General features: G+C 69.3%; 18 protein-coding genes. 13 read left to right on the top strand and 5 right to left on the bottom strand.

Annotated features, from left to right (window positions below):
* Positions 1-126 precede the first annotated feature (126 nt).
* Genes ACY5J6_RS03515 through ACY5J6_RS03490 form a run of 6 tightly spaced genes read left to right on the top strand, consistent with a single transcriptional unit; the run spans position 127 to position 7,064 of the window.
* On the top strand, positions 127-492 hold the full coding sequence (locus tag ACY5J6_RS03515; RefSeq protein ID WP_462845975.1) for a hypothetical protein: 366 nt from the start codon (positions 127-129) through the stop codon (positions 490-492).
* A complete protein-coding gene (locus ACY5J6_RS03510; protein ID WP_462845973.1) occupies positions 452-2,197 on the top strand; it encodes a DUF294 nucleotidyltransferase-like domain-containing protein in 1,746 nt (581 codons plus the stop codon). The genes ACY5J6_RS03515 and ACY5J6_RS03510 overlap by 41 nt, the downstream gene beginning before the upstream one ends.
* Positions 2,194-2,370, top strand: a complete 177-nt coding sequence (locus ACY5J6_RS03505; protein ID WP_462845972.1) for a hypothetical protein — start codon at positions 2,194-2,196, stop codon at positions 2,368-2,370. The genes ACY5J6_RS03510 and ACY5J6_RS03505 overlap by 4 nt, the downstream gene beginning before the upstream one ends.
* Complete coding sequence (locus ACY5J6_RS03500; RefSeq protein ID WP_462845971.1) at positions 2,367-4,904, top strand: ATP-binding protein; 2,538 nt, start codon at positions 2,367-2,369, stop codon at positions 4,902-4,904. The genes ACY5J6_RS03505 and ACY5J6_RS03500 overlap by 4 nt, the downstream gene beginning before the upstream one ends.
* Entirely contained in the window at positions 4,828-5,181 is a 354-nt protein-coding gene (locus tag ACY5J6_RS03495) for a response regulator (protein WP_054638702.1), read from the top strand. The genes ACY5J6_RS03500 and ACY5J6_RS03495 overlap by 77 nt, the downstream gene beginning before the upstream one ends.
* Complete coding sequence (locus ACY5J6_RS03490) at positions 5,178-7,064, top strand: 3'-5' exonuclease (protein WP_462845970.1); 1,887 nt, start codon at positions 5,178-5,180, stop codon at positions 7,062-7,064. The genes ACY5J6_RS03495 and ACY5J6_RS03490 overlap by 4 nt, the downstream gene beginning before the upstream one ends.
* On the opposite strand, the gene purD is transcribed toward ACY5J6_RS03490, so the two are convergent.
* From purD to ACY5J6_RS03465, 5 genes are read right to left on the bottom strand one after another with little or no spacing between them, the layout of a single operon-like run.
* Positions 7,054-8,307: a phosphoribosylamine--glycine ligase gene (gene purD, locus ACY5J6_RS03485; protein WP_462845969.1), complete on the bottom strand. Its 1,254-nt coding sequence runs from the start codon at positions 8,305-8,307 to the stop codon at positions 7,054-7,056. The genes ACY5J6_RS03490 and purD overlap by 11 nt on opposite strands.
* Positions 8,304-9,197: a phosphoribosylglycinamide formyltransferase gene (gene purN / locus ACY5J6_RS03480; RefSeq protein ID WP_462845968.1), complete on the bottom strand. Its 894-nt coding sequence runs from the start codon at positions 9,195-9,197 to the stop codon at positions 8,304-8,306. Before purN ends, purD begins: the two co-directional genes overlap by 4 nt.
* Complete coding sequence (locus tag ACY5J6_RS03475; protein WP_462845967.1) at positions 9,198-10,097, bottom strand: MBL fold metallo-hydrolase; 900 nt, start codon at positions 10,095-10,097, stop codon at positions 9,198-9,200. It abuts the gene before it with no gap.
* Positions 10,091-10,885, bottom strand: a complete 795-nt coding sequence (locus ACY5J6_RS03470; RefSeq protein ID WP_462845966.1) for a fumarylacetoacetate hydrolase family protein — start codon at positions 10,883-10,885, stop codon at positions 10,091-10,093. Before ACY5J6_RS03470 ends, ACY5J6_RS03475 begins: the two co-directional genes overlap by 7 nt.
* A gap of 9 nt (positions 10,886-10,894) precedes the next feature.
* Positions 10,895-11,428, bottom strand: coding sequence for a glycerol-3-phosphate acyltransferase (locus ACY5J6_RS03465; protein ID WP_462845965.1), 534 nt, complete (start codon positions 11,426-11,428; stop codon positions 10,895-10,897).
* 75 nt (positions 11,429-11,503) lie between these two features.
* On the opposite strand from ACY5J6_RS03465, the gene ACY5J6_RS03460 reads away from it, so the two are divergent.
* The 7 genes from ACY5J6_RS03460 to ACY5J6_RS03430 all read left to right on the top strand — a co-directional run bounded on the left by ACY5J6_RS03460 (position 11,504) and on the right by ACY5J6_RS03430 (position 17,022).
* Positions 11,504-12,538 (top strand): substrate-binding domain-containing protein, encoded by a 1,035-nt coding sequence (locus ACY5J6_RS03460; RefSeq protein ID WP_462845964.1) that lies wholly within the window; start codon positions 11,504-11,506, stop codon positions 12,536-12,538.
* A 9-nt stretch (positions 12,539-12,547) separates the two neighbouring features.
* Positions 12,548-12,994, top strand: a complete 447-nt coding sequence (locus tag ACY5J6_RS03455) for a YqhA family protein (RefSeq protein ID WP_462845963.1) — start codon at positions 12,548-12,550, stop codon at positions 12,992-12,994.
* On the top strand, positions 12,995-13,660 hold the full coding sequence (locus ACY5J6_RS03450) for a hypothetical protein (RefSeq protein WP_462845962.1): 666 nt from the start codon (positions 12,995-12,997) through the stop codon (positions 13,658-13,660).
* A 10-nt stretch (positions 13,661-13,670) separates the two neighbouring features.
* Positions 13,671-14,789, top strand: coding sequence for an aminofutalosine synthase MqnE (gene mqnE, locus ACY5J6_RS03445; RefSeq protein WP_462845961.1), 1,119 nt, complete (start codon positions 13,671-13,673; stop codon positions 14,787-14,789).
* A 43-nt stretch (positions 14,790-14,832) separates the two neighbouring features.
* Positions 14,833-15,648, top strand: a complete 816-nt coding sequence (locus ACY5J6_RS03440; protein ID WP_462845959.1) for a menaquinone biosynthetic enzyme MqnA/MqnD family protein — start codon at positions 14,833-14,835, stop codon at positions 15,646-15,648.
* Positions 15,649-15,712: 64 nt separating this feature from the next.
* Positions 15,713-16,246: a YceI family protein gene (locus ACY5J6_RS03435; RefSeq protein WP_462845957.1), complete on the top strand. Its 534-nt coding sequence runs from the start codon at positions 15,713-15,715 to the stop codon at positions 16,244-16,246.
* 2 nt (positions 16,247-16,248) lie between these two features.
* On the top strand, positions 16,249-17,022 hold the full coding sequence (locus tag ACY5J6_RS03430; protein WP_462845955.1) for a VOC family protein: 774 nt from the start codon (positions 16,249-16,251) through the stop codon (positions 17,020-17,022).

Below are 17,022 nucleotides of genomic sequence, written 5' to 3'. Positions count from 1 at the left end.
TGGCTTGCGCCAGCGTGGGGTAATACCCCACCGCGGCTTTGGCCGCGGTGGGGGCCTGGTTCAGCCCTGGTGCGGGCATCCCGCGTTGCGAAACCCAGGTGCGGACACCTATACTGAGAACAGCCCATGGCCCTTCTCTACCTTAGGTTTTATCTGGGAAGCCTCCTTCTCCTCTTCGGCTTCTACCTGAGCGGCCACTACCTCCTGGGCCTTCCCTTTCCCACCCCCAGGACCCTCTTCCACATCGCCCTGGGAGCGGGCCTGGGGGTGGGGCTTGGGGTGCTCTACCACCGCCTCTGGCCCCTTCCGCCCCTGGGGCTTGGCCGGGTGGTGCGGCTTTTTATCCTCCTCCCCCCAGCCTTCATGCTGGGAATCGGCCTCATGCTCCTGCTCCAGGCCCAGGTGGCCCTCCACCTCCTCGTCCCCCTCCTGGCCTGGCTCACCCCCGCCTATGGACCCCAGGACGGTACCGCCCCTGAGCGCCCTTCCTGAAAAGGCGCGGGAAGCCCTCCTCCGGGAAGCCTGGGAAGAGGTACACCCCGCGGGCGCCCGCCTTCTGGAGCAGGGCGGGGCCGCGGCTTCGGCCCTCTACCTGGTGCTGGAAGGGCAGATGGCCCTGCTGGACGGAGAGGAGGAGGTGGGGACCCTCGAGGCCGGGGCGTTTTTCGGCTTCCCCTCCCTCCTTTCCGGGGAACCCCCCGCCTTCAGCGTGGTGGCCAAGACCCCGGTGCGGCTCCTGGTCTTTCCCGAAGGGACCTTCCGGAAGCTCCTCCTTTTCCCCGAGGCCGCCCGCTTCTTCGGCCAGGGCCTGGCGGACCGGGTACGGCTCCGGGCGGCCCCCGACCTTTCCCTCTTCAGCCCGGTGGGCAGGCTGGTCAGGCGCCCGCCCGTCTTCATCGCACCCTCGGCCAGCGTCCAGGAGGCGGCCTTAAGGATGCGGGAGGAAGGGGTTTCCAGCCTCCTGGTGGAGGGGAGCCCTTTGGGCATCCTCACCGACCGGGACCTGAGAAACCGGGTGCTGGCCGAGGGCCGTCCCCCCACCACCCCCGTGGCCGAGGTGAGGACCGCCCCGCTCTTCGCCCTCCCCGCCAACACCCCCATCTACGAGGCGGTGGCGGCCATGGTGGAACGGGGGATCCACCACCTGCCCCTCCTGGAGGGGGAGAAGGTGGTGGGGGTGGTCACCCACACCGACCTGGTCCTCCACCAGGCCCAAAGCCCCCTCCTGCTCCTGAGGCGCATAGAACGCCTGGATCTGGAGCGCTACGCCGAGGAGGTGGCCCGGTTGGTGGAGGGGCTCTTCGCTCGGGGCCTCGAGGGGGTGGAGGTGGGCCGGGTGGTGGCCTCCTTGAACGACGCCCTCATCCGCCGCCTGGTAAAGGAGGCCGAGGCCGCCCTGGGGCCGCCCCCCGTGGCCTACAGCTTCATGGTCTTCGGCTCGGAAGGCCGCCGGGAGCAGGCCCTCCTCACCGACCAGGACAACGCCCTGGTCCTCGGGGAAGGGGGGCACGAGGCCTACTTCCAAGCCCTGGCGGAGCGGGTGGTGGGGGGGCTCCTCCGGGCGGGCATCCCCGAGTGCAGGGGAGGGTACATGGCCACCCGCTGGCGCCTTCCCCTCCCCGCTTGGCTGGAAACCTTTCGCCGTTGGATGGAGGCCCCCGAGCCCCAGGCCCTCCTGGAGACCCAGATCTTCTTTGACTTCCGGGGGGTGGCGGGGGAACTCTCCCTAAGGCCCCTGGAGGAGGCGGTCCTGGAGGGCAGCCAAAGGGGCGTCTTCCTCTACCACCTGGCCCAGGCGGCCCTGGCCTTCCGCCCGCCCCTGGGCCTCTTTGGCCGGGTGCGCACGGAGGAGGGCTTTGTGGATCTCAAGCGCTCGGCCCTGGCCCCCGTCGTCTCCTTGGCCCGGCTTTACGCCCTCCTGGCGGGAAGCCCCGCCCGGGGCACCCTGGAAAGGCTCAAGGCGGCGGAGGGGTCCAGCCTAAGCCCCGAGGGAGCCGGGCGCCTGGCCGAGGCCTTCCGCTTCTTCTTCCACCTCCGGCTCAAGCACCAGCTCCTCGCCTGGCAGAAAGGGGAGGCCATCGGCAACCGGGTACTCTGGGCGGCCTTAAGCCCAGGGGAAAAGCGACAGGCCCTGGAGGGCTTCCGGGCCATCCAGGAGATCCAGGAAAGCACCGCAAGCCGCTTCCAGCTGCGATGAGGCAAAAGGCCTTTGCCCTCTTCCTGCTGGCCCTTTTGCTCTTCCTCCTGCCCCTGGAGCTTTTCTCCCCGCGGCCCCAAGGCCCCTTTGGGCTTCCTTCCCTTTACCTCTACCTCTTTGGGGCCTGGGGCCTGGTGGTCCTCCTGGCCTACCTCCTCTTCCATAGACCATGAGCCCCCCCCTGCTCCTCTTAAGCCTCTTCCTCTACCTGGGCCTCCTCTTCCTGGTGGCCCTTTGGGGGGAAGGGCGGGGCCGGGCCCGGGCCCAGGGGCCTTGGGTCTACGCCCTTTCCCTGGCGGTTTACGCCACCGCCTGGACCTTCTTCGGGAGCGTGGGCCGGGCCGCCACCCAAGGGGCGGGCTTTCTGCCCATCTACCTGGGGCCCACCCTGGTCCTCCTCCTCTGGCCTTTCCTTCACGGCAGGCTACTGGAGCTGGCCCGGGCCCACCGCCTCACCTCCTGGGCGGATTACCTCTTCCTCCGCTACGGCCACCCCCTCTTGGGAAGCCTGGCGGCGGGCTTTCTGGCGGTGGGCCTTCTCCCCTACCTCGCCCTCCAGCTCAAGGCCATCGCCCAGGCCTTCCTCTTCCTGAGCGGGGAAAGGGCCCCTCTGCAGGACGTGGCCTTGCCCACGGCCCTCCTCCTGGCCCTCTTCGCCGTCCTCTTCGGCACCCGCCGCCTGGACCCCTCGGAGCGGCACCAGGGCCTGGTGCTGGCGGTGGCCTTTGAGTCCTTGGTCAAGCTTTTCGCCTTCCTCCTGGCGGGGGCCGCGGTCCTCCTCCTCCTGGGAAACCCCTTCCCCAAGGCCCTCTCCCGGCCCGACCTCCTCCCCTTGCTCCTCCCCCCGGAGGGGTTTTCCGGCCACCTGGCCTGGGGCGCCCTGGTGGTCCTCTCGGGCTTGGCCTTTTTGTTCCTGCCCCGGCAGTTCCACGTGAGCGTGGTGGAAAACGTGGACCCCAGGCACCTTTCCCACGCCGCCTGGGCCTTCCCCCTCTACCTCTTCCTCATCAACCTGCCGGTGGTGCCCCTGGCCCTTTGGGGACGGCTCTCCCTTCCCCAGGAAGACCCCGACCTCTACGTCCTGGGGCTGGCCCTGGAGGCGGGTCCTCCCCTGGCCCTCCTGGCCTTCTTAGGTGGGGTCTCCGCCGCCACGGCCATGGTGGTGGTGGAAGGGCTGGCCCTTTCCATCCTCGTCTCCAACCACCTGCTCTCCCCTTTGCTCCTCCGCTTCCGCGCCTTGGGAAGCCTCCTCTTATGGCGCAGGCTGGCCATCCTGGCGGTGATGCTCCTCGCCTACCTCTACTTCCGCCTGGCGGGGGAGGCCTACGCCCTGGTGGGGATGGGCCTCCTCTCCTTTGTGGCGGTGGCCCAGCTCGCCCCTCCCGCCCTCCTGGGCCTTTACTGGAAAGGGGCCACGGCCCAAGGAGCCCTGGCGGGCCTTCTGGGGGGCATGGCCCTCTGGGCCTACACCCTTTTCCTCCCCGCCCTGGCCCGTTCGGGCTGGCTTCCCCAGGCCTTCCTCCAAGGCCCCCACCCCCTCCTCCACCCCGAGGGGCTTCTGGGGGTAAGGGGGTTGGACCCCATCACCCACGGCTTTTTAGCCAGCCTCCTCCTGAACCTGGGCCTGACCCTGGGGGTCTCCCTCCTCACCCGGGGGGCCGCCCCCAGGGAGGGGCGCACGGGGGAAGTGGAGGAGCTGGCCGCCCTCCTCCGGCGGGTGCTGGGCCTCGAGGCGGAGGAGGCCTTCCGACAGGAGGCCCAGGGCCTCTCCGGCCCCGAGGCGGCGGCCCGGGCCGAGGCCCTCCTGGCGGGGGCGGTGGGGCCGGCCACGGCCCGGCTCCTCCTCCTCTCCGTCACCCGGGAGGCCCCTCCGGAGGCCCTCTTGGAGGCGGCCCGGGAGTCCAAGGAGGTGCGGGCCTACGCCAAGGCCCTGGAGGAGGCCAGGAGGGAGCTCGCCGAGGCCTACGAGCGGCTCAAAGCCCTGGACCAGGCCAAGGACGAGCTTCTTTGGGCCGTGGCCCACGAGTTCAAGACCCCCCTCACCTCGGTGCGGGCCCTGGCGGAGATCCTAAAAGCCCACCCCGACCTCCCCGAGGAGGAGCGCCGCCGCTTCACGGAGCTTTTGGCCAAGGAAACCCTGCGCCTTTCCCGCCTGGTGGAGGAGGTCCTGGCCTACACCCGCCTGCAAGGGGGCCTCCCCCTCCGCCCAAAGCCCACGGACCTGAAGGCCCTGGCCGAGGAAGCCCTGGCCTTGGCCGAGCCCCTGGCCCGGGAAAGGGGGGTTAAAATGGAGGCCCACCTGGAGGAGGTCCAGGCCCTCACCGACCGGGACCGGGTGCTCCAGGTCCTCCTGAACCTCCTCCACAACGCCCTACGCCATGCCCGAAGCCTCGTGCGCCTGGAGCTTGGCCAAAGGGACGGGGAGGCCCTCTTCCGGGTGGAAGACGACGGCCCCGGGGTGCCCGAGGCCTTGCGGTCCCGGATCTTTGAGCCCTTCCAGAGCTTCGCCGGGGGCACGGGGCTGGGCCTTTTCCTGGCCCGAAGGCTCGTGGAGGCCCTGGGAGGGCGGATCTGGCTAGAGGAAGGAGAGGGGGCCCTTTTCGCCTTCGCCCTGCCCTTGGAGGTGGACCGTGCGGATCCTGGTGGTGGACGACGAGGAAAGCATCCTGATCCCTCTGGAGTTTCTCCTGAAGAAGGCGGGGCATGAGGTGGCCCTGGCCCGCACGGGGGAGGAAGCCCTGGCCCGCCTGGAAGCCCTCCCCCCGGACCTGGTGGTCCTGGACCTCATGCTCCCTGGTCTGGACGGCTTTGACGTCCTGGAACGCATCCAAAAGCTTCCCCGTAGGCCCAAGGTCCTCATCCTCACCGCCAGGAACCGGGAGGCCGACCAGGCCAAGGCCAAGGCCCTGGGAGCCGAGGCCTTCATGGCCAAACCCTTCGGCATCCAGGAACTCCTGGGCAAGGTGGAGGAGCTTCTAGGATGAAAGACGCCCTCCGCTTCCTCGGGGCCCTGCTCCTGGGGTTGTTACTCCTGGGCGGCACCGTGGGGCTAAGCCTCTTCCTTCTCCTCCAGGGGGAGGAGGCCCTGGCCCGGGAGCTTTCCCGCCTGGCCCGGGAAAAGCTTCCCCTGCTCCTCTTCGCCCTCCTCCTCTTCCTCATGGCCCTGGCCGCCCTGCTCCACCCCCTTTTCCTGGGCTACCTGGCGGCCACCCGGGCCCTGGGGCAGGAGGCCCAGGCCCTCCTGGCCAACCCCGGCCACCGCCTTCCCCTAAGGGGCCCCTTGGAGCTTCAGGCCCTGGCCCGCCTCATTCAGCGCCTGGCCCAGGAAAAGTCCGCCCTGGAAAAGGAGGTGGCCGCCCGGGTGACCGAGGCCAAGGCCCTCCTGGAACGGGAACGGGGCGTGCTTTCCGCCCTCATCGGCCACCTGCCCCAAGGGGTGGTCCTGGCTAACCCCAAGGGCCAGGTGATGCTTTACAACCCTCCGGCGCGGCGGCTTCTGGGGGAAGGCTTGGGGGTGGGGAAAAGCCTCTTCGCCCTCCTGGACCGGGGGCTTTTGGTCCACGCTCTGGGGCTTCCGGGGGAGCGCTTCCTCGCCCAGACCCGGGCAGGGCCCCTGGCCCTTAGGGCCCTGCCCCTCCAAGGAGAGGAGGGCTTCTTGGTGATCCTGGAAGAACCCCCGGGAGAGGGGGGCCTGGCGGAGGCTACCCTCCACCGCCTGAAGGACAAACTGGCCGGGTTAAAGGCCCTGGTGGAACTCCTGGAAGCCGAGGCCCAGGAGGCCCGCCCCCTGGCCCAAGCCGCCCGGGAAGCGGCCCTGGAGCTGGCCCAGCTCCTCCAGGACCTCAAGCCCCCCTCGGAGGTGGCGGAGGTCCTGGCGGAGGACCTTTTGGCCCTCCTCTCCCAGGCCCTGGAGCGGGAGGCGGGGGTCCATCCCGGCTTGGCCCTGGGGGAGGAGGCCAGAAGCCTCCTGGTCCGGGCGGACACCTACGCCCTGGCCCAGGGCCTGGCCGCCACCCTGAGGGAAAACGAAGAGGTCTTCCTCAAGGCGGAAGGGGAAGGCGGCCTCCTCCACCTCACCCTCGCCTTCCCCCACCCCGCTCCCCCACCCCACCCCCTCCTCAAGGAGGCGGTGGAGAAGGCCGGGGGAAGCCTTTGGGCCGAGGGAAGCCGCCTCCACCTCCTCCTGCCCGCCCGCAAGGCCCCGAGGCTCTCCCTGCCCGAGGGCCCCCCGCCCCGGGCCGAGGTCTTTGACCTCTCCCTCCTCCAGGTCCCCGAGGCCCTGGAGGAAGCCCCCCTGGAGGGCCTGCTTTACACCGCCTTTGACCTGGAAACCACGGGCCTGGACCCGGCCAAAGACGCCATCCTCGCCCTGGGGGGAGTGCACGTCCTGGGAAGGCGGGTCCTCCGCCACGAGGTCTTTGAGGCCTTGGTGGACCCGGGCCGCCCCATCCCCAAGGCCTCCCAGGAGATCCACGGCCTCACCTGGGAGATGCTCCGGGGGAAGCCCCGGCTGGAAGAGGTCCTGCCCGCCTTCCGGGCCTTCATAGAGGACACCGTCCTCCTCGCCCACAACGGGGCCTTTGACATGGCCTTCCTCAAGCGGGCGGGGATAGACCACCCCCCCCTGGTGGACACCCTCCTCCTCGCCCACCTCCTCTTCCCCGACCTTCCGGACCGCCGCCTGGAGACCCTGGCGGAGCGCTTCGGGGTGCCCGTCCTAGGGCGGCACACCGCCTTGGGGGACGCCCTCATGACCGCCGAGGTCTTCGTGCGGATGCTCCCTCTCCTCAAGGAAAAGGGCCTCGGCACCCTGGGGTCGGTCCTCGGCGCCTGCGAGAAGCTCCCCTTGGCCAGGCTTAAGTACTGAGGCGGGCGAGGGCCCTCCGGCCGATATCCCTCCGGTACACCGCCCCGGGAAAGCCCACCCGGGGGAGGAAGGCGTAGGCCCGCTCCAAAGCCTCTCCCAGGTCCTTCCCCAGGCCCACCACGTTCAGGACCCGTCCCCCGGCGCTCACGAGCCTTTCCCCCTCCTTCCGGGTACCGGCGTGGAAGACCAAAACCCCTTCCGGAGGCTCGGGCAGGTGGAGGGGGATTCCCTTCCTGGGGCTTTCGGGGTAGCCCGGGGCGGCCAGGACCACGCAGGCCGAAGCCCCTTCCTTCCAGGAAAGCCTCGTCCCCCCAAGCCGCCCCTCGGCCACCTTGAGGGCCAGATCCACCAGGTCGTTCTCCAGGAGGGGGAGGAGGGCCTGGGCCTCGGGGTCGCCGAAGCGGGCGTTGAACTCCAGGACCTTGGGGCCTTCCCGGGTGAGCATGAGGCCGGCGTAGACCACCCCTCGGTAGACCACCCCCTCGGCCTCCAGTCCCCGGACGAGGGGCCAGAGGATCTCCTCCTCCACCCGCCTTAGGGTCTCCGGGTCCATGGGGTAAGGGGCCACCGCCCCCATCCCCCCGGTCATGGGGCCCTGGTCCCCGTCCAGGAGGCGCTTGTGGTCCTGGGAGGGAAGGAGGGGGAGGAGGGTCTTTCCGTCGGTGAGGGCCAGAACCGTGGCCTCCTCCCCCTCCAGGTACTCCTCGATGACCACCTCCCCGCCCTCGGGGCCGGAGAGGAGGTTGATCACCGCCTGCTTGGCCTGGTGGAGGTCCAAGGCCACCGTGACCCCCTTCCCCGCCGCCAGGCCTGAGTCCTTCACCACGATGGGCGCCCCCACCTCCTCCAGGTACTCCAGGGCCTCGAGGGGCTCCTGGAAGACCCTATAGCGCGCCGTGGGGATGCCGTAGCGCTCCATGAGGCCCTTGGCGAAGGCCTTGGAGCCCTCGATCATGGCCGCCCTCTGCGTGGGTCCGAAGACCAAGAGGCCCCGGGCCTGGAAGGCGTCGGCGATGCCCTCCACCAGGGGCGCTTCCGGTCCCACCAGGGTGAGGTCTATCCCCTCCGCCAGGGCCCAGTCCGCCAGGGCCTCCACCTCCCCGTTCCAGGGGACGAGCTCGGCCAGGGCCGCCATGCCGGCGTTGCCGGGGGCGGCGTAAAGCCTCTCTACCTGCGGGCTTTGCGCCGCCTTCCAGAGGAGGGCGTGCTCCCGCCCCCCGCTTCCCACCACCAGGACCCTCATAGGGAGGATTCTACCCGGTGGAGGCTGGCCTCCACCTCCCGGCGCACCGCCTCCGGGAGGGAGGCCACCTCGGCCCTCAGGGCCGGGTGGTCCTGGGCCAGGAGGTGGGCCGCGAGAAAGGCCCCCCTGCCCCACTCCCCTCCCTGGCCCAAGAAGGCGGGGCCCGCCAGGGCCTCCTTTCCCCAGGCCCTAAGGAGGGCCCAGGCCCGGAGGTAAAGGGGCTTCTCCCGGGGGGAAAGGGCCTGGAAAGCCCGCGCCGCCTCCTCTCCCAAAAGGCCCGGAAGCCCCTCGGGCGGGGGAAAGGCAAGGCCCAGGAGGAGGAGGGCCACGGCCCGGGGGTAGAGGCGGTGCTCCAGGTGGAGGACCCGGGCCTCGAGGACCGCCTCCGTGTCCCCGGGCAGGACGGGTACCCGCCCTTGGAGGAGGATGGGCCCGGTGTCCATCCCCTGGTCCACGAAGTGCACCGTGGAGCCGGTCTCCTTCTCCCCCGCCTCCAAGACCCTCCGGTGGACGCCAAGCCCGGGGTAGTCGGGGAGGAGGGAGGGGTGGATGTTGAGGAGGCGGCCGTACCAGACTTCCACGAACCCCGGGGAGAGGAGGCGCATGAAGCCCGCCAGGAGGACGAGGTCCACCCTCCTCTCCTCGAGGAGCCCCAAGGCCTCGGCCTCAAAGGCCCTCCGCCCCCTCCAGGGGAGGGCCAGGGCCTCTACCCCCCGCCTTCGCGCCCGCTCCAGGGCCAAGGCCTGGGGGTTGTCCGAGACCACCAGGACCACCTCCCCCAAGGGGTGCCCCTGGGGGAAGGCCTGGAGGAGGGCCTCGAGGTTCGTCCCCCGCCCCGAGGCGAAGACCGCCATCCGGGCCTTCCGGCCCAGGGGAAAGGGCCAGACCATCTACCCCTCCAAGGCCTCGGGGTGGTGCTTCCGCCAGTAGCGCACCAAGCCCTGGAGGTTCATGTAGGGGGGGTCGGCGAGCTCGTAGAGGCGCATGCCCGCCTCGTCCACCCCCGCCCTCCTCAAGCCCTCCCGCCAGTAGGCCTCAAAGCGCCGGGTCATCTCCTCCTCGGAAAGCCCTTCCTTTAGGCGGTGGAGCACCCAGCCCGCCCAGGCCTCCAGGACCTCCCTAAGGGCCTGGAGGTGGGACTCCACGTCCCTATAGGCCCCGAAGTGGGTGAGGTAAAGGACCTCGGGGCGCAAGGCCAGGAGGCGGTCCAAGGAGGCGTACCAGCTCTCCAGGTGGATGTCCGGGGGCGGCGTGGGGGGAAGGACGGGCCCCGGGGCGATGCGCACCCCGGCGATGTCCCCGGCGAAGAGGAAGCCCCCCACCAGGTAGGCGTGGTGGTGGCCCGCGTGGCCCAGGGTTTCCAGGGCCTGCACCCTCACCCCGCCCACCTCCACCCCTTCCCCGTCGGCCAGGACCCGCACCCTCCCCTGGGGGATGGCCCTCAGCTCCCCCCAAAGGGGCCTGAGCATGGCCCCGTAGATGCGCTCGGCGGAGGCCAGAAGCCTCGAGGGGTCCACCAGGTGAGGGGCACCTTTGGGGTGGACGTAGACCGTGGCCCCAAGCTCCGCCAACCGCCAGGCGGCCCCCGCATGGTCCAGGTGGATGTGGGTCACGAAGACGTGGCGCACCTCCTCGGGGGCCACCCCCCGCTCCCGGAGGGCGGAAACCAGACGGGGATAGGTGCTCTCGGGGCCCGTCTCTATGAGGAGGGGGCCTTCCTCCGTCCTGAGGAGGAAGCTGGCGATGACCCCTTCCGCTTTCTGGAAGCCGAGATCCAAGACCTCTACCACGGCCTCTCCTCCTTGGGGCCGATGCGGGTGTGGAGGGTGCCGATGCCCTCCACCGCCACCTCAATCCGGTCCCCGGGGCCCAGCGCCCCCACGCCCTCGGGGGTGCCGGTGAGGACCACGTCCAGGGGCTCGAGGGTCATGAAGCTGGAGATGTAGGAAAGGATCTCCGCCACGCTGAAGATCATCTGGGAAGTGTGCCCCTCCTGGCGGAGCTCCCCGTTGATGTAGGTGCGCACCCAGGTGTCCTGGGGATCTAGGTCGGTTTCCATCCAAGGGCCCAAGGGGAGGAACTTGTCGGCGCTCTTGGCCCGGACCCACTGCAGGTCCTTCTTCTGGGCGTCCCGGGCGGTGATGTCCACGGCGATGGTGTAGCCCAGAACGTGGTCCAGGGCCTTTTCGGGGGGGACGTTCCGCATCCGGTCCCCGATGATCACGGCGAGCTCCCCCTCGTAGTGGAGCTCCTGGGTAAAGAAGGGGTAGGGCACGGCGTCCCCCGTGTTCCCGGGGTCCCGGGGGTTGGCGGGGTGGGCCAGGGCGTTGGGCGCCTTCAGGAAAAGCCCCGGCTCCTGGGGCAGGTCTTCCCCGAAGTCGTGCCCCATCTCCCGGATGTGCCCCTTATAGTTCCGCCCCACGCAGACGATCTTGCTGGGGGTGGCGGGCGCCAGGAGGCGCACCGAGGCCAGGTCGTACCGCCTGCCCGTGGGGTTACCCCCGGGAGCGTCCGTCTCCAAGACCAGCTCCCCTTCCAGAATTCCCCAGCGGCCCTCGTTGAAGCGCAGGATCTTCATGCCCTAAAGCTACCATCTTCCCAGAAGGATTTGCAGCCCCCGGAGGAGGACCACCCCCGCTACCCAAAGCGCCCCCAGCCGGCCCTCGGCCGGGGCCAGGAGGAAAAGGGCCAAGTAGCCGAAGAGGGCCCCGAAGGGGATGGGGTAGATCCCCCTCCGCCTCCTCCGCCAGTAGAGGAGGTGGTAGGCCCCCGCCACAAAAAGGCCAAAAGCCGTGGCCCAGAGGGTCTCTCGGGGAAACCAGGCCAAGAAGAAGCCCAAGGAGGGGGCGATCCCCCCGCCTCCCCGGAAACGGAAGAAAAGGGGCCAGTTGTGGCCCGCCACCAAGGCCGCCCCCGCAAAGGGGCGAAGGGCCTCGGGGGTGAGGAGGGCCGCCAAAACCCCCTTCCCCAGGTCAAAGAGGACCACCAGTAAGGCGGCCCGCGGACCCTTGCGGCGGAAGACCCCCGAACCTCCGGGAAGGTCCTTCTCCCGCACCTCGGGGAAGAAGAGGAGCCCCCCCACCAAGGAGCCCAGGAGGTAGGCCAGGAGGAGGTAGGCCATGCCCCCATTCTTGCAAAGGCCGGGACCCTGGAGTATCCTGAGAATGGAAGTTTCCATGAAGCGCTTCCACACGCCATGAGGAAGAAGCAACCCACCATCCACGAGGTGGCCGCCCGGGCAGGGGTGGGCCTGGGCACGGTGAGCCGGGTCCTCAACAACCACCCGGCGGTGCGCCCCGAGACCCGGGCCCGGGTCCTTAGGGCCATGGAGGAGCTGGGCTACACCCCCAACCCCCACGCCCGCAGGATCGCCGGGGGTCGGAGCTACACGGTAAGCGTCCTCCTGCCCTTCGTGGCCACGGAGTTTTACCGCAGGCTCATAGAGGGCCTCGAGGGGGTCCTCCTGGAAAAGCGCTACGACCTGGCCCTCTTCCCCATCCTCTCCCAGGGCCGGCTCAAGCGCTACCTGGAGAGCTCCACCCTGGCCTACCTCACCGACGGCCTCATCCTCGCCTCCTACGACCTCACGGAGCACTTCGAGGAAGGCCGCCTCCCCACCGACCGCCCCGTGGTCCTGGTGGACGCGCAAAACCCCCGGTACGACTCGGTCTACCTGGACAACTTCCTGGGGGGCAGGCTGGCCGGGGCCTACCTCGCCCGCTTCCCTGGGGCCATCTTCGCCATCAAGGTGGAGGAGGAGCCCGACCGGGCCTTCCGCCGCACCGTCTTCGCCGAGCGCATGGCGGGCTTTGGGGAGGCCCTAAAGGAGGCGGGCCGCCCCTTCCCGGAGGACCACCTCTACGTCACCCGCCTTTCCCAGGAGGGGGGGCGGCTCGCCCTGCGCCACTTCCTGGAAAAGGCCTCCCCGCCCCTCAACGTCTTCGCCGGGGCGGACCAGGTGGCCCTGGGGGTCTTGGAGGAGGCCCAGCGCCTCGGCCTCACCCCGGGAAAGGACGTGCGGGTCCTGGGCTTTGACGGCCACCCCTTCGCCGAGGAGGTGGGGCTTTCCACCATCGCCCAGCCCGTGGAGGCCATGGGAGCCCGGGCGGCCCAGCTCCTCCTGGAGAGGATGCAGGGCTACGCCGGAGCCCCCCGGGAGGTGCGCTTTGAGCCCATCCTGGTGGAAAGGACCTCCACCCTGACCCCGGGCCCCGCCCCCTACGTGCCCTAGAATCCTCCCATGAACCTCTGGAACTCCCTGACCAACCTGGCGCGCTGGATCGTGGCCCTGCCGGTGGTGGGCCTCCTCCTCGGGGCCCTCTACTTCTCCTGGCACGCCCTATGGGAGGCCGTTTCCGCCCTGGGGCAGGGCCTCGAGGCCGCCCTCCCCGCCCTGGTGGGGGCCGTGGACCTGGCCCTCCTCTCCGCCGTCTTCCTCATCTTCAGTGTGGGCCTCTTTGAGCTCTTCATCGGCAAGCTGGAAGTGCCCTTGGACAACGTCTTGGCGGTGGAAAGCCTGGCCGACCTCAAGAACAAGCTGGGCCAGGTGATCGTCATGATCCTGGTGGTGAAGTTCTTTGAGAAGGCCCTGGCCTTCAAGCCCCAAGGGGCCCTGGACTTCCTCCTCTTCGCCGGAGGGGTGGCCCTCCTAAGCGCCGCCTTGTGGCTGGCGCGGGCCAAGGAGTAGGTGCTGGTCTACCTGGACCAAAACCACGCCAGCCGCATGGCCAAGCACCTCCTGGGGCAAAGGGGGCACGAGGCCTTCGGAAGGCTCTTTCTTGTCCTCAAGGGGAGGGCCATCGCCCCTCCAAGCCCCTTCCACGTCCTGGAGACCCTCTTTCCCCAAAGGGGCCCCGAGGAGAAGGCGGGCTACCTCCTCCCCGCCCTCAAGGCGGTCTTCGCCGCCCTCTCGGGCGGCTACTGGGTCCGGCCCTGGTTGGAGGTGGCGGTAAGGCAGGAGAGGGGGCTTTACCGGGAAGACCTCCTCTTCCGGGAGGGAAGCTGGGAGATCCCGGCGGACCTCTCCCCCTTCCAGGGGCTTCCCGAAAGCCTCCGCGGGCTCCCCTACGGGGAAGCCTTTGACCTGGCCCTGCGGGAAGTCCGCTCACGCACCGGCCTTAGGGAAGTGCCCTTCGTGCGGCTCCTTGCCCACCTCCTGGCCCGCATGGCCACCGACCCCCACCGTAAGCCCCGCCCCTCCGACCTCCTGGACGCGGTCATGGCGGCCACGGTCTACCCCTACGTGGACCTCCTCCTCACCGACCGCTACCTCCGGAACCTCCTGCCGGAAAGAAGCGTGGGGGGGAGGCAAAAAGAGGTGGAGGCCCTGGTCCTTCGCCTCCGGGGGGAGTAGACTCCGGGGCGTGAGAGGGATCCGGGACCCCCGCCTCCTCCCCATCGCCGAGAAGGTGATGGAAGGGCAAAGGCTTTCCTTTGAGGACGGCCTCGTGCTCTACGAGACCCAGGACCTCCCCACCCTCATGCGTCTGGCCAACCTGGTGCGGGAGCGGAAGCACGGGCACAAGACCTACTTCGTCCACTCCATCCGCGTCTCCCAGACCAACATCTGCTACGTGGGGTGCACCTTCTGCGCCTTCCAAAGGCGTTTCGGCGAGGAAGGGGCCTGGGATTGGGACGTGGACGAGGTGGTGGCCTGGATCAGGGCGCGCTACCAGCCGGGGCTCACGGAAATTCACCTCACGGCGGGCCACCACCCCAAAAGGCCCTTCTCCTACTACCTGGACCTGGTGCGGGCCCTGAAGGAGAACTTCCCCGGGGTCCAGGTGAAGGCCTGGACCGCGGCGGAGATCCACCACTTCTCCAAGATCGCCCGCCTACCCTACCGGGAGGTCCTAAAGGCCCTAAAGGAGGCGGGCCTGGACGCCATGCCGGGAGGCGGGGCGGAGATCTTCGCCGAGAGGGTGCGCAAGAAGATCGCCCGGGCCAAGGTCTCGGCGGAAGGGTGGCTGGAGATCCACCGCACCGCCCACGAGCTCGGCATCCCCACCAACGCCACCATGCTCTACGGGCACATAGAGACCCTGGGGGAGCGCCTGGACCACATGGACCGCCTCCGCCGCCTCCAGGACGAGACCGGGGGCTTCATGAGCTTCATCCCCCTGGCCTTCCAGCCCGACGGGAACCAGCTAGCCCGGGAGCTCGGCAAGAGGGAGTTCACCACGGGGCTGGACGACCTCAGGAACCTGGCCGTGGCCCGGCTTTACCTGGACAACTTCCCCCACATCAAGGGGTACTGGGCCACCTTAACCCCTGAGCTCGCCCAGGTCTCCTTGGACTGGGGGGTCACGGACGTGGACGGCACCCTGATTGAGGAGAGGATCGTCCACATGGCGGGAAGCCCCACGCCCCAGGGCCTCACCAAGCGGGAGCTCGCCCAGATCATCCTCATGGCGGGGCGCATCCCCGTGGAGCGGGACGCCCTCTACCGGGAGGTGCGCCTTTGGGACCGGGTGGAGGCCTGAGGCCACCCGCCAGGCCGGGGGAAAGGCTTGGGGGGAAGAGGGAATGAGGGCGCTGCGGGTGGGCTTTCCCCCCTACGCCAACGTGGCTCCCCTGGTCCGCTTCCTTAGGCCGGAAGGGTTCTCGGTGGTCCACGCCTCCCCCACCGCCCTCAACGCCTGGCTTCTGGAGGGGAAGCTGGACCTTTCCCTAGCCTCCAGTTACGCTTACCTCCGGCACCAGGAGGCCTTGGGCCTCCTGCCGGACTTTTCCGTGGCGGTGCTCGGGCCGGTGTACTCCGTGAACCTCTTCCACCGCCCGCCCTTAAGGGACCTAAAGCGGGTGGCCCTCACCACGGAAAGCGCCACCAGCGTGGCCCTCCTCAAGCTTCTTCTTGAAGAGCAGGGCGTCTATCCCCATTACCAGGAGGTGAGGGGGGGACTGGAACTCCTTTCCGCTTACGATGGGGTGCTCCTCATCGGCGACCAGGCCATCCAGGCGTACGCCGCCCTCCTCCCCGGGCTCCCCGAAACCCCCCACGCCCTCCCCACCCGCCTGGGCGGGGTCCAGGTCACCGACCTCTCCGTCCTCTGGTTCCAAAAGACCCGCCTCCCCTTCGTCTTCGCCGTCTGGGCCTACCGGAAGGAAAACCCGCCCCCCAAGGCCCTGGTCCGGGCCCTAAGGCGGGCCAGGCGGGAAGGCTTGGCCCGGTTAGGGGAGGTGGCCCGGGGGGAGGCGGAAAGGCTTGGGGTCCACCCCGCCCTCATGGAGCACTACCTCTGGAACTTCCGCTACCACCTGGAGGAACCCGACCGCCTGGGCCTCCACGCCTTCGCCGAGGCCTTAGGGCTTCCCTTTCGGCCCCTCTACTATCCCGAATAGCGATTGACATTTCATAGCGATTGAAGTAACGTAGCCTTGGGCCTTTGGCCCAAGGAGGTAGACCATGCGTTGGAACCTGGACCCTGCCCACACCAGCGTGGAGTTCGCGGTACGGCATATGGTGATCGCCACGGTGAGGGGGACGGTGGGCCTCAAGGAGGGGTACGTGGAAACCGACGAGACTGGGAAGCCCATCCGGGTGGAGGCCCGGCTGGACGCGGCCAGCATCCACACCGGCGTAGCCGACCGGGACAACCACCTGCGCTCCCCGGACTTCCTGGACGTGGCCAACCACCCGGAGATCGTCTTCAGGAGCGAGAAGATCACCCCCCTGGGGGAGGGCCGCTACCGGGTGGAAGGGGAGGTCACCATCCGGGGCGTGACCCGGCCTCTCGCCTTTGAGGTGGAAACCCATGGCCCCGCGAAGGACCCCTGGGGGAACGAGCGCATCGCCGCCCACTTTGAGGGGAAGCTGAACCGGAAGGACTTCGGCCTCACCTGGAACATGCCCCTGGAGACCGGGGGGCTTCTCGTGGGCGAGGAGGTGCGCTTCAGCGTGGACACCCAGGCGGTGAAGGCCAAGGAGGCGGTGGCATAGTAATGGCCTTTCCCCGGCGGCTTCTTTCCTTGAGCCTAAGGGTCAAGGACCTGGAAGCCACCCTCTTCTTCTACCGGGACCTCCTGGGCCTAAAGGTGGAGGCCGACTCGCCCCGCTATCGGCTTTTCCCCGAAGGGAAGGGCTTCCTCCTGGAGCTTCTTCACGACCCTGCGGCCCCCTCGAGGCCCTACCCCTCCGTGGGCCTCTACCACTTCGCCCTCCTCCTGCCCCACCGCAAGGCCCTCGCCGGCGTTTTCCGCAGGCTCTTGGAAGCGGGGGTCCACTTCGAGGGGGCGGCGGACCACGGGGTCTCGGAGGCCCTCTACTTCCGCGACCTCGAGGGGAACGGCCTGGAGCTCTACCGGGACCGCCCCAAGGAAGCGTGGCCCAAGGGCCCCCTCATGTTCACGGCGCCCCTGAACCTGGAGGGGCTCCTCGCGGAAAACCCGGACCCCACCCCCCTCCCCCCGGAAACCCTCCTCGGGCACATCCACCTGCACGTGGAAGACCTGGCCGAGGCGGAGGCTTTTTTCCGCGGCAAGCTCGGCATGGAGGTGACCTTGCGCACCTACCCCGGGGCCCTCTTCTTCGCCTGGGACGGCTACCACCACCACGTGGGGGCCAACACCTGGGCGGGAAGACGGAAGGCGCCCCCTGGGGCCACGGGGCTTTTGGGCTACACCCTCCTCGCCCCTCCCGGCGCGCCTCCCGGGGAGTACCCCGACCCCACCGGGGCCTCGGCCCGGGTCTTGACGGAGCCCCCTCCCTCCCTTTAG

The organism is Thermus sp. H19.2, from assembly GCF_054979525.1.
Note: the sequence above shows the minus strand (reverse complement) of the source record. Positions and strands in the feature narration are given on the sequence as shown.